The 16,486-nt window shown below is 45.0% G+C and carries 17 protein-coding genes; 5 read left to right on the top strand and 12 right to left on the bottom strand.

Going from position 1 to position 16,486, the window contains the following annotated elements:
- Nucleotides 1-120 precede the first annotated feature (120 nt).
- From Q0785_RS00970 to Q0785_RS00955, 4 genes are all read right to left on the bottom strand, one after another.
- Nucleotides 121-570 (bottom strand): Lrp/AsnC family transcriptional regulator, encoded by a 450-nt coding sequence (locus Q0785_RS00970; protein WP_298823925.1) that lies wholly within the window; start codon nt 568-570, stop codon nt 121-123.
- Nucleotides 571-641: 71 nt separating this feature from the next.
- On the bottom strand, nt 642-1,100 hold the full coding sequence (locus Q0785_RS00965) for a GNAT family N-acetyltransferase (RefSeq protein ID WP_298823923.1): 459 nt from the start codon (nt 1,098-1,100) through the stop codon (nt 642-644).
- Nucleotides 1,101-1,151: 51 nt separating this feature from the next.
- A complete protein-coding gene (locus Q0785_RS00960) occupies nt 1,152-2,000 on the bottom strand; it encodes a patatin family protein (RefSeq protein WP_298823919.1) in 849 nt (282 codons plus the stop codon).
- A 46-nt stretch (nt 2,001-2,046) separates the two neighbouring features.
- Nucleotides 2,047-2,724 (bottom strand): SOS response-associated peptidase, encoded by a 678-nt coding sequence (locus tag Q0785_RS00955; protein ID WP_298823916.1) that lies wholly within the window; start codon nt 2,722-2,724, stop codon nt 2,047-2,049.
- A 316-nt stretch (nt 2,725-3,040) separates the two neighbouring features.
- On the opposite strand from Q0785_RS00955, the gene Q0785_RS00950 reads away from it, so the two are divergent.
- On the top strand, nt 3,041-3,472 hold the full coding sequence (locus tag Q0785_RS00950; protein ID WP_223639653.1) for a hypothetical protein: 432 nt from the start codon (nt 3,041-3,043) through the stop codon (nt 3,470-3,472).
- A 193-nt stretch (nt 3,473-3,665) separates the two neighbouring features.
- On the top strand, nt 3,666-4,865 hold the full coding sequence (locus tag Q0785_RS00945) for an MFS transporter (protein ID WP_298823911.1): 1,200 nt from the start codon (nt 3,666-3,668) through the stop codon (nt 4,863-4,865).
- A gap of 547 nt (nt 4,866-5,412) precedes the next feature.
- On the opposite strand, the gene Q0785_RS00940 is transcribed toward Q0785_RS00945, so the two are convergent.
- The 3 genes from Q0785_RS00940 to Q0785_RS00930 all read right to left on the bottom strand — a co-directional run bounded on the left by Q0785_RS00940 (nt 5,413) and on the right by Q0785_RS00930 (nt 8,248).
- Complete coding sequence (locus tag Q0785_RS00940; RefSeq protein ID WP_298823908.1) at nt 5,413-7,059, bottom strand: DASS family sodium-coupled anion symporter; 1,647 nt, start codon at nt 7,057-7,059, stop codon at nt 5,413-5,415.
- 461 nt (nt 7,060-7,520) lie between these two features.
- Nucleotides 7,521-7,709, bottom strand: coding sequence for a hypothetical protein (locus tag Q0785_RS00935; protein WP_298823905.1), 189 nt, complete (start codon nt 7,707-7,709; stop codon nt 7,521-7,523).
- Between the two features lie 62 nt (nt 7,710-7,771).
- Entirely contained in the window at nt 7,772-8,248 is a 477-nt protein-coding gene (locus Q0785_RS00930) for a metal-dependent hydrolase (protein ID WP_298823902.1), read from the bottom strand.
- A 251-nt stretch (nt 8,249-8,499) separates the two neighbouring features.
- Here Q0785_RS00930 and Q0785_RS00925 point away from each other — a divergent pair, with 251 nt between their 5' ends.
- The 3 genes from Q0785_RS00925 (at nt 8,500) to Q0785_RS00915 (ending at nt 11,697) form a co-directional block, all read left to right on the top strand.
- Complete coding sequence (locus Q0785_RS00925) at nt 8,500-9,129, top strand: YfbR-like 5'-deoxynucleotidase (protein WP_223639635.1); 630 nt, start codon at nt 8,500-8,502, stop codon at nt 9,127-9,129.
- Nucleotides 9,130-9,217: 88 nt separating this feature from the next.
- The gene (locus Q0785_RS00920) at nt 9,218-10,525 is read left to right on the top strand and encodes a hemolysin family protein (RefSeq protein ID WP_298823897.1); all 1,308 of its coding nucleotides are present in this window, start codon (nt 9,218-9,220) and stop codon (nt 10,523-10,525) included.
- Between the two features lie 266 nt (nt 10,526-10,791).
- On the top strand, nt 10,792-11,697 hold the full coding sequence (locus Q0785_RS00915) for a YihY/virulence factor BrkB family protein (RefSeq protein ID WP_298823895.1): 906 nt from the start codon (nt 10,792-10,794) through the stop codon (nt 11,695-11,697).
- A gap of 49 nt (nt 11,698-11,746) precedes the next feature.
- Here Q0785_RS00915 and Q0785_RS00910 read toward each other — a convergent pair whose 3' ends face one another.
- From Q0785_RS00910 to Q0785_RS00890, 5 genes are all read right to left on the bottom strand, one after another.
- Nucleotides 11,747-12,526, bottom strand: coding sequence for a methyltransferase domain-containing protein (locus tag Q0785_RS00910; protein WP_298823892.1), 780 nt, complete (start codon nt 12,524-12,526; stop codon nt 11,747-11,749).
- A gap of 15 nt (nt 12,527-12,541) precedes the next feature.
- A complete protein-coding gene (locus Q0785_RS00905; RefSeq protein WP_298823889.1) occupies nt 12,542-13,495 on the bottom strand; it encodes a dipeptidase in 954 nt (317 codons plus the stop codon).
- A complete protein-coding gene (locus Q0785_RS00900) occupies nt 13,496-14,218 on the bottom strand; it encodes a gamma-glutamyl-gamma-aminobutyrate hydrolase family protein (protein ID WP_298823887.1) in 723 nt (240 codons plus the stop codon).
- A 140-nt stretch (nt 14,219-14,358) separates the two neighbouring features.
- On the bottom strand, nt 14,359-15,861 hold the full coding sequence (gene dacB / locus Q0785_RS00895) for a D-alanyl-D-alanine carboxypeptidase/D-alanyl-D-alanine-endopeptidase (RefSeq protein ID WP_298823885.1): 1,503 nt from the start codon (nt 15,859-15,861) through the stop codon (nt 14,359-14,361).
- A 262-nt stretch (nt 15,862-16,123) separates the two neighbouring features.
- A complete protein-coding gene (locus Q0785_RS00890; RefSeq protein ID WP_298823883.1) occupies nt 16,124-16,393 on the bottom strand; it encodes a hypothetical protein in 270 nt (89 codons plus the stop codon).
- Between the last annotated feature and the right edge of the window lie 93 nt (nt 16,394-16,486).

Genomic DNA, 16,486 nt, shown 5'->3' with positions numbered 1-16,486 from the left:
TTCTTCTTTGTCTAACTTTTTGTATATGTTTTACTACTGAAAAGAAATTATCGATTAGATGCTTTCAAGAAGTTCCCTTACACAAATTAAAAAGCCTGCAGCTCCATAAGCTGCAGACCTTTATAGTTTCATCCCGGTACGGCTCTTGAAGCGCCGGAGAAGAATATGGCTTTCTACTCTTGTAATGCCTTCGAGGGCATAGAGTTCTTCGTTGATGAATTTTTCCAGATCGATAAAATCATCGACCAGCACATGCATGTGAAGAGTGGATGGACCTGTCATTTGGTAACAGCTGGCCACACTGGGGTTATCCGCCAAAGTTTGAGCCACCTCGACCAACGAAGCCGGTTCACAATCCACTTCAAAAAATCCGGATACTTTTTTACCGACTTTTTCACTGTTGATGACGACTGTAAAACTTTCAATGACACCGGCTTCCGTTAATTGGTGGACTCTTTCACGGATCGCTACCCGCGACAAATTCAGTTCTTTTCCAATATCCACATATGAAATCCGTCCGTTTACAGTCAATAACTCCAATATCTTTCGATCGATGTGATCTAATCTCATGAATACACCTCAAGCTTTTATTTTGAAATCTGAATCTCTAGTTACTTTTTTGGGTAAAGACATGGTCCTTTTTAATTGCTCAAGCTGAATTGGGTACATGTAATGCCCGGAGCTACTTCAAATAAGCGCTGCTCCTGGAACCCGAATGTTTTATATAGAGCAATGGCTGGTTTATTTGCAGTGCCGGTGCTGACCGTGAATCTATAGCCTCTAAAATGTCCCAGCAAGTATGCCACCAACTTTCTGCCGACACCTTTACGGAAATGATCAGGATGCACGACGAGCCGGTGTATATCGATTTCTCCTTCTTTTACTTGATACGATAGGAGTCCCTGCAATTGCTCTTCCTTGTATCCGACAAAGGTTTCGGCGCTGTTTTGGATTTGAGCGATCGTTTCATGAAGCTGTGGAATACCGTAGAAACCCATCAATTCTGCTTCTATTCGATAAGCAGCCTGCTGGATTCCCTGTATTTCTTTTGCAAGCTGTTCATTTTGATGATCTACGATATGAATCATCACTATCACCATCACCATCACCCCAACCTAACTTTACCACGATGCGATTCTCATTTTCTAAACTTATTTCTGAAGAAATTCCAGCAGTTCCTGGAATCGGTCGGTGACATCCTGATAGCCTTGGTTGTACAAAGCTTCCAGCCGCTCCTGATCTCTTTCTACACCTCTTATTTTATAAAGGTTCATCGGGCGTATCACCATGGCCAGCCCTTCACGTTCCAATTGCTCGATAAATTCCATTGTTTCATTGTAATTACGATGCCGGCTTTCCATTTTCTTGGCGATAGCAGGATACCGGCGAACAAATGCCGGCATGATTTTAGCGAACCGACTTTGTTTTTTCCGGTAGCCTTTTTCTCTTGTCAAAATGATGATCGGTTTGGTCACCCCGTCCGATAACGCTTTACGGATCGGAAGCGGGTCTGCAATACTGCCATCCATCAATAATTTACCGGCAAATTCCACCGGCTGTGCCATTAAGGGCAGCGTACTGGAGGCTCTGACAATGGCCAGCACATCTTCCGGCCGACTTTGTTTTTCAAAGTATACTGCTTCGCCGGTTAAACAATCCGTCGTGCCGACCACGAACTCTTCCGTTGCGTCATTAAAGCGTTCATAATCGAAAGGAACCAGGCTGTTCGGGATTTCATTGAAAATCAAATCCATTCCGAAAAGCTCCCGCTTCACCAGTAGATTTTTCACAGAGATGTATTCCGGATGGTTAACATACCCGATGGTCACTTCGCGATTGCGTCCAGCTTGTCTGGAAATGTAAGAAGATGCATGGCAGGCTCCTGCCGAAACACCGATGATATAGTCGACAAAAATTTCTTCTTCCAACAGCTTTTCCAGAACACCGCCTGTATAAACGCCCCGCATTCCGCCGCCTTCCAATATCAACCCGCTCTTCATCTAACTCCCCCCTATAATCGCAAAATCAGTAAAGGGTCCAGCTGGTTCAGCCGACTTTTTCAATCAATTCCGATTTATTGTTCTTTGGAGAGTTGACTTCATCTGAAACACGATAGGCTTCCATGTCTTCTGCCTTATAGGGCTTCAACAGTCCTTTCAATGTTTCAACATCGTCGACATCGGGATCCAGCCAAATCTTCTCGTCCTCTTTTGATAGAATGACAGGCATCCGGTCATGGATCGACTCCATCAAAGCATTCGGACCTGTCGTCAAGATGGAACAGCTATTGACCGTTTTGCCATCAGGCGCTTTCCACGATTCCCAAAGAGCCGCAAAAGCAAAGGGCTCCCCCGTTTTCAATTTAATGCGCATCGGTATCTTTTCTCCATCTTTGCGCTGCCATTCGTAGAAAGAATCCGCCACCACCAAACAACGCTTCTTTTTGAAGGCATTGCGGAAGCTGGGTTTTTCCGCTGCAGTTTCCGACCGTGCATTAATCATCTTATAACCGATTTTCACATCTTTTGCCCATGGAGGAATCAGCCCCCACTTGAGTTTGCCAAGCCGATTTTTCTCTCCGTCATTTACGATCGCGACCACTTCCTGGGAAGGCGCCACATTATAGCTTGCCGAATATTCGTCTTCATCAATCGCTGCTGCTTCAATATTGAAGCGTTCAATCAATACAGTGTAATCGGTGAATAATGAGTATCTTCCACACATCTCTACCGCTCCTTCCGTTAAAGGTTTCCTATCTTAAATATACCAGATAATTCTACTACCTTCTTTTCTTCCGCCCTGTATTTTGAAAATATTCAGATAGTATATCCTTTATTGTAAAGGTGAAATCAGTCATTTCCCTTGTTCTTCCGGCGGGTTGTCCTGCTGGATTTTGCATATGCCATTATTCCTTTAAATCAATAGCCCTAAGCCTTTACACCCGTTAAGGCTTAAAATCCAGGGAAAAAACGTTACAGCCCCTTAAATGGCTAAATAGTGTTATAATAGAAGAACAACGAGTTATATTAGGAGGAATCACATGGCTACTGCACGCGAAATGAGTCTCGTCAACAAGGATTTTCTGGTTGAAGAATTAGGGCTGAAACAACAAGGAAACTCAACTATCTTTATGAATGAAGATTGTTTTGTATTATCCCCATCTGTTCAGCGATATGAAAAAGGTTTTGACGTCAGTGAATTCAATTTGGCAAAGTTCGATCCTGAACGCCAACAAGGCTTTTTGCTCGTACGGTACATGGACACCTTTTTAATGGCGAAGCTTGAAAGCTTTACGAAAAAAATGATGCTTCCAGAACTTCAAATCAAAAAGAAAAATACAAAACCGCATTGGAAGTTCACTGTCGCTGAGAATCCGGCCTATCATATCGTCAATACCCAAAACAAGGAACTGCGTTACCGTTTGCAGGAACCTACAAAAAAACAAATTGTCTCATTCTTCAACAAAATATAAGTTTTCCCGCAGCCTTTGGGCATGCGGGCTTTTTTATACCTCTTTAAAGGCAGTGCTTTTTAGACCAATTTGCCATTTGGACTAATTGTTTTTAATGTTAAAATATATGGAAGTATAGAAGTTTTTGCTCATCTGCAGTTTGCCGGCTTAAGGCTGCCGAGACAAAAAAGCAATCAGTGATTGGAAGTGACCTATGGATGCTCAGCGTTATACCGTAAAAGACCGACAGTTTTGGAAAATCATACTCAGTCTTCTTTTTGCCTCATTGTTCATTTTTGCAAATATGTATGCTGTACAGCCTTTGCTGCCTGTTTTTGTAAGCGAATTTCAAGTCTCTGTTTCTACAGCCAGTTTATCCTTGTCATTGACCATAGTCGGTTTGATTCTTGGATTGATCGTTCTTGGGTTCTTTTCTGACCGTAATGGCAGAAAATCTTATATCATCTATTCGCTACTCGGATCAGCGATCCCTTTTTTCATCATTCCCATGACGGATTCATTTACCGTACTGCTGATTCTTCGTTTTATCCAGGGATTTGCGCTGGCAGGTGTTCCTGCGGCTGCGCTTGCTTATATCAGCGAAGAAATCGACAGAAAGAATATTGCCTACGCAACGGCTCTTTACATATCAAGCAACGCACTGGGCGGCATGCTCGGGCGTGTTTTAACCGGCTATCTGACCGACCATTTCTCCTGGCAGTTCTCATTTTATGCATTTGCTGTGACAGGACTTCTATTATTCGCAGCTGTTGTCTACCTCCTGCCGCCTTCACAGAATTTCAACTCCAGCCAACTGAGCTTTGCAAAAGACATTGAAGGATTCCTGTTCCACTTGAAGAATCCGGCACTTCTCGTCGTTTTCGGTTTGGGCGCTATTTTACAAGTTTCCTTTACCGGGATTTGGACGTACTTGCCGTTCTATTTGGAAAGCCCGCCTTACTCCATGTCACTGCAAGCCATCTCGTATTTATTCTTCGCCTATGGCATTGGTGTCATCGGTTCTCCACTCGCGGGACGGGCTGCCGAGAAATTCGGCTTGCGCAATGTCCGTTTAGCGGGAGTTTTTATCCTGTCAGCCGGTATGTTCATGACACTCAGCCCCTATCTTTGGATGATCGTCGTCGGCCTTTGTGTGACTTGCCTGGGCTTTTTCACTTCCCACTCCTTGACTGCCGCTTCCGTCGGCCAGCAGGCAGACCATCATAAGGGCAGTGCTTCCAGTTTGTATTTAGTGTCATACTACATTGGGGTGGCAGCAGGAAGTTCCCTGTTGAGTCCTCTGTGGACCTCTGTCGGCTGGACCGGCCTGGTTCTTTTCACCGCAATCTTGCCGCTTCTTTATATAATGGCTGTCACTCTCTACAGAAAAAAAGCAGGCTCCACCATAAGGTGAGCCTGCTGAGCTTGTAGATAAAAGAATATTGATGTCATTTAAAGCATGAATATACATTTCATCCTGTTTATACCGGAACCTGCGCTTCAGGCGGACGCTTTCCACGGGCTAGCGCAGCGATGCAGGAGCATATCTTTGCCCTTCGCCGCCTTGCGCTACGGATCCTTGAGTGAAGGATTTACCAGATTTGCAGAGACTACATTTCCTGATATTGACTAGTAAGCTTCTCTCTTTGATTGAAGCAACACGCTCCCAAGCGTACTGGCCACGAAGACTCCTGTGGGAGCAGCGCAGCGACGATAGCTGAAGACCCCGCAGGAAAGGCATTGGCCGAAACTTGTGAGGCCAAGCCTTTGCGACGAAGCTAGCGTAGCGATGCAGGAGCATGGGTTTTCCAGTGACGAGGAGGCTGAAGCTGAGCCCATGGAAAGCGAAGTGGCCGGACCGCTTGGAGATTATGCACTGCTATACACTTTGGTCAGGCTTTGTCTACAGTCTGAGCAGGCTCAACCATAAGGTGAGCCTGCTTTTTGTTATTTACTTCACTTTATTCGAGAAATTCTGCTGGGATCGACATAAGATCGAGTCCCCAGACAAGCGGCAAGAAGTAAAACACCGCAAATGAAACAAAGAAAATGCCGAATATATTGAGGGCGAATCCGGCTTTAGCCATATCTGAAATCTTTAAATATCCGGATCCGAAGACAACCGCATTCGGCGGTGTAGCAACCGGCAGCATAAATGCACACGATGCCGCCACAGCTGCAGTGACCATCAGCGCATATGGATGGATGCTGAGCGCTACCGCAAGAGATGCCATGATCGGGAACATCATGGAAGCAGTCGCTGTATTGGAAGTGATTTCCGTTAGAAACAAGACCAGCGCAGCTACTACCAGAACAATAATCAGGACATTGATTCCCTGCAGTCCGATCAATTGATTTCCGATCCACTCAGACAGACCGGAGTTTGTGAAGCCAGCAGCGATGGCAAGTCCACCACCAAACAGCAGCAGAATGCCCCAAGGCAGTTTGACTGCTGTTGCCCAGTCCAGCAAATGGTCGCCTTTTCTGTTTTTCGAAGGGATGATGAACAAAATCATGGCAGCAATCAACCCCACCATGGCATCCGACATTTCCAGATTTGGTGCAAAGGCATCCAAAACAAAAGAGCGGCTGATCCAGGCAAGTGCCACTGCTACGAAAACAACAAAGACTGCTTTTTCTTCATAAGAAGCAGCGCCTAAATCCGTTTTCTGCTGGCGTATCACTTCGCTCCCCCCAGGCAGATGCTTCAATTTCTGTGGGTAAGCGACTTTTACCAAATAAATCCAGGCGATTAAAATAAAAATCCAGGCCAATGGAACACCGAACAGCATCCATTGTGCAAAAGTGATTTCAATGCCGTAGATTTCATTGACCGCACCAGCCAGCAAGGTGTTAGGGGGTGTTCCGATTAATGTTGCAATCCCGCCAAGTGATGCGGAATAGGCAATCCCGAGCATCAAGGCTTTACCAAAACCAAAATTCTCTTTTGTAGTATCGATCGAAGAGTCATCCTTCAGCGCCTCTGATACCTGATAGATGATCGCCAGTCCGATCGGCACCATCATCATCGCTGTGGCCGTATTGGAGATCCACATCGACAAGAATCCGGTGGCAACCATAAACCCAAGAATAATCCGTTCGGTATTGGTACCGATGACAGAAATAATAGTAAGGGCAATTCGCTTATGTAAATCCCACTTCTCCATTGTAAGGGCAATCATAAAGCCGCCCATAAAAAGAAAGATTGTATCATTGCCATATGCAGATGTTGTTGAGTTGACATCAAGTCCACCGGTCATCGGAAAAAGAATAATCGGCAGGAGCGATGTTGCGGGAATCGGAATGGCTTCCGTAATCCACCAGGTCGCAATCCAGATTGTACTGGCCAGTATGGCCTTCGCTTCTGGGGGCAGCCCATCAGGATTAAAGAAAAGCAGCGTCAAGATGAAAAGCAACGGCCCCAGAAATAGACCGATTAACTGAGGCGTATTGTAGCTGCGGTTCTTTTTGCGTTCATCATAAGATCCGGCATCTTCCGCTCGATCACGGTCCTCGGGCACCCCACCTCCAGGGTTGGTGAAGAATCGAAATGTTTCTTTTGCCTGATCGTGTTTTTCCCACATCCAGTTCCACGTTGCAGAAATCATATTATCCCTCCATTGTCTTAAAAAAACTAATTTTTCAATAATTACCTTCATAATTGTATAGCTTTATGCTCTCGCAGACAAGTAGCCCAAAGATGGGTTTCTTTATACAAAGAAAAACGGTCTGTGCCGTTTGATCTATTACTGAGCACCAAAGCTGTCCCCTCAAGGTATTTCTAAGACCGTCACTACCCAATTTCTGAAGCTTTTTAGCTCGCGGACAGTATTGTGACGAGTTTGGATAGTATTTTTCGTATTTGGATTGTATTTCATCCAACTTGGACAGTAAGCTCTATTAATGGAATAAAATAATTCTTCTTTTCAAATAAAATCCAAAAAATCAAATCCAAAACAAAAACCACTGGAGAAAAATCAATGATTTTTCTCCAGTGGTTTTATTTCAGGGACTTACGAGTCAGCCCCTTGCTTTAAATTTCTTTGTAGGCCAGTTCTTTACGAATCAGCTACTTTTCTTCCGATTCTCCGATCGGATTCTGTTCATCGCCCACTCCTGTATTGCTGTGAGCTCCCTTTTTCTGCATCTTGTCGCCATCTTCTCTCGACTCCTGATCAATGCTTTCAAATTCTTCACGCTGCCGGCGATTGTGGCTGCTTTGTGGATTTGTATCTTTTGAAAAATCATTTTTAGCCATTAAGATCATTCCTCCTCTGAGCGTTTGTTCTTCCATTTCCCTTCTGTCATGAAGTAAAACGTTTACAGCGAAAGAAAAACGTCATAACCGAAATAGACGCAAAGAAGTGACAGCAATGCAAAAACCAGGTTTTCTGAAGTGCCGCCAGTCGTAGCAGTCAGCGGAAACCGGACGGTCAATTTTATGGGGAAGAATAGTTTGACTCCCCTTTTTGTCGCCATATCCAAGACGATGTGGCTTACCATCCCGACGAGCACCCCTGCTGAAATTGCTTCCATCGGCATAAAGTTATGCAGCAAAATCGCAAATAGAACCAAAAACAGCAGGCTGTGCGTGAATGTCCGATGTCCGAAAAGACCGTTGATCAATTTCGATAAAAGAGGCAATGCACGCCCAATCTTGCTGCTGCCATGGCAAATATCAGGAATCAGCGCCCCGATGACGCCTGCTCCGAGCAATATGACCGGCTCGTAATTTGTAACTTGTGCAAAAGCAAGAGATGCTGCGATGCCGCCTATGATGTGTGTCTTTCCTGTCATGCTCCTCTTCTCCTTCGTCACGCTTTACCGGTGTCATGTATATTATACTAAAAATCGTGTATGCTGAAGACAAGGAATTTAATTATTAAAGAGTAGGGATATGAAGAATTCACATGAGGCAGGTGTAAGCCTTCGGCAACTCCCATACCTGTTGCAGCCATGTGTGAAGATCAAGGTGGTCTGCAAGTCCTTTTGCGCAGACTCGCATCCTTACAACTTACTATTCAATTCAACTAGAAGGAGGCGTCATTATGGGAATTCATCGATTTTTTACATCATTAAATGATTTGGAACGGATTATCCGTGCACCTGGAAGATTTAAATTTGAAGAACATAATGTTGCAGCCCATTCGTGGAAAGTCAGCCAATACGCGATGTTTTTTGCAACAATTGAAGAACGTGCAGGACGTGAAGTTGACTGGAAGGCATTATACGAAAAAACCATCAATCACGATTTTGCCGAAGTATTCATCGGGGATATCAAGACTCCGGTCAAATATGCTTCTCCCGAATTGAAGGAAATGATCGCAAAAGTGGAAGAAGGCATGATGGAGAAGTTCATCCTGCGCGAGATTCCCGAAGAGTTTCACGATGTCTTTTTCGATCGCATGAAGGAAGGGAAAGATTCTACCGTTGAAGGCCGCCTGCTTGAACTGGCGGATAAGCTCGATCAATTTTACGAAGCGTTCGCAGAGTTGAAACGCGGCAATACCGACAAGGAATTTGTCGTCATGTACCGGATCGCTTTGACTAAAATATTGGATCTTCCCTTGCCTGCAAGCATCGATTATTTCAAGAACGTCATGCTCGACGATGTCATCAATGAAGATACGGCCATCGACGTGAAGGAGATTACACGGCAAATCATTTCTGAGCACTAAGCTTTGCTCTATGTTTCGTGCTTGTATTATGGTAAATTTAACTTCAACAAATACTTTCGGAGGTGAATCCCTTATTTAAGGGAATTTATTGGACCCCATACTTTTAGTGAATTTAGCTTTGCTCGTCTTATTAATCGCGTTAACGGCCGTTTTCGTCGGCTCAGAATTTGCCGTCGTTAAAGTCCGGATGTCGCGCATCGACCAATTGATCGATGAAGGAAACAAAAAAGCTGTGCTGGTCAAAAAAATCACCAGTGACCTTGATTATTATCTGTCAGCGTGTCAGTTGGGAATTACCGTCACCGCCCTCGGACTGGGCTGGTTGGGGGAACCTACCGTTGAACGGCTTTTACATCCTTTGTTTGATACGCTCGGTGTTCCTTCTTCTGCTTCCACCATCATTTCATTTATTTTGGCATTCTCGCTGGTGACTTTTCTGCATGTTGTCGTTGGGGAAATGGCACCAAAATCGTTGGCGCTGCAATTTGCAGAACGTATGACGCTTCTTTTGTCGCCTTTCCTGTATTGGTTCGGCAAAATCATGTATCCGTTCATCTTCATCCTTAATGGCTCAGCTCGCATCCTATTACGGGTTTTCGGGGTGGAACCTGCGAAAGAAGAACAGGCCCATTCAGAAGAAGAGCTGAAAATCATTATGGCTCAAAGCTTCCAAAGTGGAGAAATCAACCAAACCGAATTGTCCTATATGCAGAATATCTTTGCTTTTGATGAACGCAGCGCAAAAGATGTCATGATTCCACGCACGCAAATGATCGCTTTTTCAGATGATTTATCAACTGAAGAACTTCTGGCTGAAATCCGTGAACACCGCTTTACCCGTTACCCCATCTCAAGAGATGGAGACAAAGACGACCTGATCGGTTTCATCAATGCCAAAGAAGTCTTGACGCATTATGCCGTCAACGGTCAATTTGAGTTATCAGAACTGATACACGATCTTCCTTACTTCCATGAAACCACGCCGCTTCAAAATGCCTTGGTGAAAATGCAGAAAGACCGTACGCATATCGCTTTGGTCATCGACGAATATGGCGGAACTTCCGGATTGATAACAATGGAGGATATATTAGAGGAAATTGTTGGAGAAATCCGCGATGAATTTGATGAAGAAGAAGATGAAGAAATTATTAAGGAAAGTGATACCCGCTATCTTTTGAATGGTCGTGTCCTATTGAAGGATCTGGAAGAACGGTTCGGATTTACTTTTGAAGACAGCGAAGACATCGATACGATCGCCGGCTGGATTCAGCACCAGTTGATTGAAGCTGAAACTGGAGATCTCTTTATAAAAGGCGGTTGCCAATGGTCCATCGTTGAAATGGAGAATCACCATATTTTAAAAGTGGCATGTGACCTCTTGCCAAAATCACCTTAAAATAAGCGTCCGCTTGCCGGACGTTTTTTTCTTTGCAAAAAAAAATTTCAATAATGCTGTATTTTTTTCAGCTATTGGAAACCACAGTATATCAAGGTTTCAGGCTTTTGGCTCTCCTCAAATTTGCCCTTTCAATGAACCTTTCACCACATTCGAGATTTCCAGCCCTTTTTCCTGCAAATCAGCTTTTGTTTCCATTTTAGGGTTAATCCTATGTATAACGGGGCATATAAAGAATAACCAATTTTAAAAATGGAGGTTTTCATATGAGTAAAGCTATGGGGTTTGCCAAAGAACTTGGCAGTGAATTTAAAAAAGATAAAGCAACGACCCTTGCAGCGGCGCAGGCTTATTACTATCTTTTAGCTATCGTTCCTTTATTGATCCTGCTGCTGGCTATCTTGCCTTATCTTCAGATCGACCCACAACGTGCGGTGGATTTCATCGGCACCGTTCTTCCAGGAGAAGTGGCTGCCACATTCGAGGAGACGATCGTCAGTGTTGTCACCACTCCATCAGGCGGTTTGTTGACATTCGGTATTCTGGGTACGCTTTGGTCCGCTTCTAATGCGCTGACCGCCTTTATCGACGCAACCAACCAAGCCTATGGCATCGAAGAAACCCGTTCATTCATTAAGTTGAAAGCGACAGCCATCGTTTTAACACTTGGCATGCTCGTAGCGGTTATTGTCGCACTCGTCCTGCCAATTTTCGGCGGTACAATTATTGAGATGGTTAAATCCTTCTTGAGTCTTCCAGAACAAACAGAAATCATTTTCCAGATCCTGCGTTGGGTCATTTCCATTGCGGTCATGAGTATCGTCTTGGCACTTATGTACAAATTTGCTCCTGATAAGCATTTCCCATTTAAGGAAGTCATTATCGGAGCGGTAATTGCAACCGTGCTATGGCAAGTCGTATCATTCGGATTCTCAATCTACGTTGCCAATTTCGGCAGTTACTCTGCCACTTACGGCAGTCTTGGAGGACTTATCGTACTCATGTTATGGTTCTTCCTGACCGGTCTGATTCTGGTGATCGGTGCTGAAATTAACGCTATCCTACACAGACGCAAACATGCGAAAGCAGATACTTCATCTGATCCTGTCGCACAAAGTGAAGCAAATCAGAAAGAAGCAAAGGATGCAGAGTCATCCATGAACAAATATTAGACAGGAAAGCCCCTTCATCGGTTTGGTGAAGGGGCTTTTTTTGATTTTCTCAATGGTCTGTTTTTTCGTACAGAGCCATCCACTCATCAATTGTGAAGGTTTGAATCTTTCCAGCACTGGTTTCTATTGAAAAATATTCAGTGGCTTTTTCATCCGCACTAAGCAAATGCAGGGAAACCTGCTCCATCTGCGCTTCACTTTCAACAGTTCGAGCTACCCACGAAGGATAATCGAATGTCTTCTTCCGGTCCGCTGATTTCAGTTCCACCAAGCCATTCTGTTCCAGCAGATTCGCCCATTCTTCTTTCGGCAAGCAGCGTGAATGGCTGTCATCCCGCAGTTTTTCGGTGGTGTTCATAAATTCTGCAAGCTCCTGATCTGCAGGTGCCACATTGTCGATCAGGATAAATTTTCCCCCTTTTTTTAAGACCCGTGCCGCTTCTTTGATAAATCGGTCCGGATGCGGAAAGTGATGCGGTGCAATCCTGCACACTGCTGCATCAAAACTTTCCTTTAAAAATGGCAAAGCCTCAGCATCCGCCACTACATATTGGATGTTATCGAAACTGCCGCGCAGATGCTTGGCCGTATTCTCCAGCATTTCTTCTGTCAGATCTGTAGAAAATACCGTCCCTGCATGGGGAGCCAGTGTTTTAGTGACATGACCCCCTCCCGTTGCGATATCCAGCACAGTCCAGGTCTTCTTAGGCTGAAGCCATTCGACAATCAGCGGCAGATCATCTCCTTTAGCGTGACTGTTGCTGGTTACGTATTTATCGGCATTTTTCCCGAAAACTTCTTTCACTTTTTGTTTTGGCGTCTTCTCCATACTTCTCCCCCTCACTTACATCCCGGGACGATGATCCAGGAAGTTGCGGTATGCAAATCCTTCCACTTCCACTTCGGTATAATGCTTCTGCAGCTCATTGATCAGGTTAGGGAATTCTGATGCATCCCCGAGTTCTGTAATGTGCGAAGAAATCCCATCAAAATCGGACCCGATGCCTATTTGGTGAATTCCACCCAAGGAACTGAGGTGATCAATGTGGCGAATCAAATCGGATATCGTCGCCTGTTCACTGTCATTATTGATAAACTGCGGAGCAAACACAACATCGATCATTCCATTATTGGCGAACATCGCCTGAATTTGCTGGTCATCCAAATTGCGTGGATGATCGCAAAGGGCCCGCGCATTGGAATGGCTGGCAATCGGATATTTCGCCAGCTCCATGACATCCCAAAATCCTTTGACGGACAGATGGGAGACATCGGTGAAAACATGGTGGTCATTATTGAGGTGGACCACTTCTTTGCCGAGCACCGTCAATCCAGCGCCTCGCGGATCACCCACACCATCGGCGCAAAGATTGGCATTGTTCCAGGTCAAGCCGATCGACAGTACACCTAACCGATAGAGATGGCGAAGCTTCGCTAAATCGTTTCCGAATGCATCCGCACCCTCCAAAGTCAAAACCGCTCCAATTTCATCGGGCTTTAACAAGTCGATATCCTGCCAGCTTTTGATATGCTTCATCAGCGGGTTTTTCTTCAGTATCTCACTGTAGAACAAATCCACCTGTTCCAGCGCATGCTGCCATTTTTCGTCGGATGGGAATTCCGGATGGATGAAGACAGCAAAAAACTGCACTTTCACTCCTCCAGCCTGCAGCCTTTCAAAATTGGTTTCCAGTTCATTTGATTGCCGATAGTCCAATGCTTCGCCTTTGAATAAGGTATTCCGCTTGGCGATCTGCAGCTTCAGCAACGCGTCACAATGCGTATCGAAAATCTTCATCTACTCATCCCCTTCTTCGCGGCATGCCTCGATAAACCCTGTAAAAATGCCGAGCGATGCCGAGTCTTTAGCCCGTGCCATGTTTTCCGGATGCCATTGCACGCCTAATGCAAAATGATGCTGCGTGCTTTCAATCGCTTCTATAATCCCATCACTCGATACGCCACTGACGATGAAAGGCTCGGGCACTTGCCGATTTGCCTGGTGATGACGGCTGTTCACTTTCATGCGTCGCACTCCTGATAACCGGTGCAGCAACGACCCTTTCGTTACGTCAATAAAATGAGAACCATGGAATCGCGGCGCTTTCTGCTGATGTTGCAACAGATCTGTTTTTACTTGCGTCGTGATGTCCTGATACATATCGCCGCCGACAGCGATATTCAAAATCTGAGCTCCGCGGCAAACACCCAAAATCGGTTTTTTCAAAGCCAGTACTTTTTTTGCCAACGCCAATTCAAATGCGTCGCGCGATGGGATGATCACCCCAAGGTTCGGATGCGGCTCTTCATCAAATAAAGTAGGATCGATATCATAGCCTCCAGCAAGGAACAACCCATCGATATGCTCTGCAATTTCATCGATATCCGCTTCTTCCATTAAGTGCGGAAGCATGACCGGCAAGCCGCCTGCTGCTACAATCGCTTCTGTATCCGCAAGTTCGATGCCATATTCGTCACGTCCGAGTTCCAAAGACGCAGTAACTCCAATAATGGGTTTCATCTATGTATAGCCTCCTTTTGTAAAAACTGAATATAATAAACATACAGAATTTGTTAATGGAATACCAGCTTATCCAGGAAGTTTATCGATTATGAATTCCATTATAAAAACGGGAAGCCTATGAGCTTCCCGTACTGGTCTTACTGTTCTTCACCTGATTCAGCGATTGCCGTGGCAATGGCGTCTTCAATGGGCGTGACTGATGCCAGATCATTATTGATGATGATTGAAAAAATCAATGGCTTGCCGTCTTTGGTTGTGGCATAGCCAGACAAAGCGGATACAGCGGTCAATGTACCTGTTTTCGCTTTGACATTATTTTGAGCTGCTGTTTCTTTCATCCGATTCCGTAATGTACCACCGACAAATCGTTCTGAATTTCCCGCAACCGGAAGAGAATTCAGGTAGCTGCCGAACCAGGATTTGTTCTGGGCTCCAAACAATAGTTGCGATACTTCGTTCACAGGAATCAAATTGACATGGGACATCCCAGAGCCATCACGCAGCAAAATTGTATCCGTGTTGACGCCAATTGTACCGGCTACATCCTCCATCACTTCCAATCCTGCTTCCCAGCTGCCTTCCCCTTGGGCGACGCGGCCCATTTCCTTGATCAATACTTCACCATGGCCATTATTGCTGAGCTTCATGAACGGAATCGAAAACTCTGCGAGCGTCATCGACTCATGCTCGAGCAATAATGTACTTCCTTCAGGAGTTACGCCCATTTCCAGCGTATGCTTACCGGCCCATTCGATGCCTTCAGCAAGCAATGCATTTTCAAACAAATCCAGGGCGTAGCCTGAAGGTTCATCCACAGCGATCCATTCCCGCGTCCGCGAACCTTCCACGGGGATATTCCCTTCAACTATTATTTCGTTGGTTCCATGCTCACGGCTGATGGAAACCGTTTTGGGCTGGTCTGCCGGCACTGTCTGCGCCTGGTTAACAATGGTTACGTAATCCGTTTCAGGCGACATGGACACTTCCGGCTCTGCACCTGCTGAATCGCCCGGATTCACTTCAACGATAAGCGAGCCCGCATCATAATCTTCATTGGGCGAGGCAGTCAAGGCGGATACCTGTGCTCCATAATAATAAACTTCGTCCTGCCAGGTGATATCCTCTGACAGTCGAACATCGTCATACCAAGTATCATCGCCGATCAGATCGCCTTTAATTTTTTCGATCCCTTGGTTTTTCAGCTCTTGTGCAAACTGCTCAAAATCTTCCTGCAGCAAGGTCGGATCCCCTTTGCCCTTTAAGTAGAGATTGCCCTTAAGCAACTTGCCTTTTATTATGCCGTCCGTATGTATCTCAGTGGAGAACCGGTGGTTTTCACCCAAGGTTTCAAATGCTGCTGCAGCGGTGAAGAGCTTCATATTTGAAGCCGGTATCAATCGGGTGTCTCCAAAATGATCATAGATTTTTTCACCTGTTTCCGCTTCCCGGATGCTGACGCCTGCCAAAGCTCCATCCAGCCGTTGATCCTGAAGAATCTGGTTGATTTCGCTGACCAGAGATGCGTATTCGTCGTCTGCCCCTGCTGTTATTTTTTGATCAGCCAAATGAATCGGCGAAATCGCTAATACGCCTGCCAATAATAGAAATACACTTCCTTTTAGAAACTTTTTGCCATTCATCATTCCAACCCCTATCCCATAATATGTTAAAGAATGTACCATATTCCCCTCTCGAATTTTCAGTTAATTCATTAAATGAACCTTTAAACATAGAACTTTTTTATACTTATAGGAATATTATCCATTTAAACTTCTTTGTTTTTCCTCTCTTAGTGAAACCAGTAGCCCGATTCACCTACTCCATCTCATAGAAAAAGGTTCAGCGGAGACTTCAAGTCTCCGCTGAACCTATTCGAGTATGTGTATTTCTATTGCCACGGAGTCATCCGCCCCATTGCAAATCTGTTGTATAAAGCAGCCGGTCGCCTACAAAAATCCGACATTCCACTTTGTAGAAACAAGATCCAATCGACACCTTGATTTCTTCATATTGGCCATCTTCGTTCTTCACTTTTCCAAACAGGCGGGAAGTTAAATGAAAACCAACCTGTTCATCCTGCAAAACTCCATCCACAAACAGTTTTTCATTGGTCCATGTATTGACGACTCGGATTGTGTGCTCACCGTACTTCACTATCCATACATCTTTCATAACTTGACCTCCTGTTTCAGCTTTTGACAACAGTATAACAGAAAAAGACCGCAGACCACTCAAGTCAATTGAGTGTATCTGTGGTCCTTAAAT

Source organism: uncultured Planococcus sp. (genome assembly GCF_947501725.1).
Classification (GTDB): domain Bacteria; phylum Bacillota; class Bacilli; order Bacillales_A; family Planococcaceae; genus Planococcus; species Planococcus donghaensis_C.
This window is presented reverse-complemented; position numbering and strand designations above follow the sequence as displayed.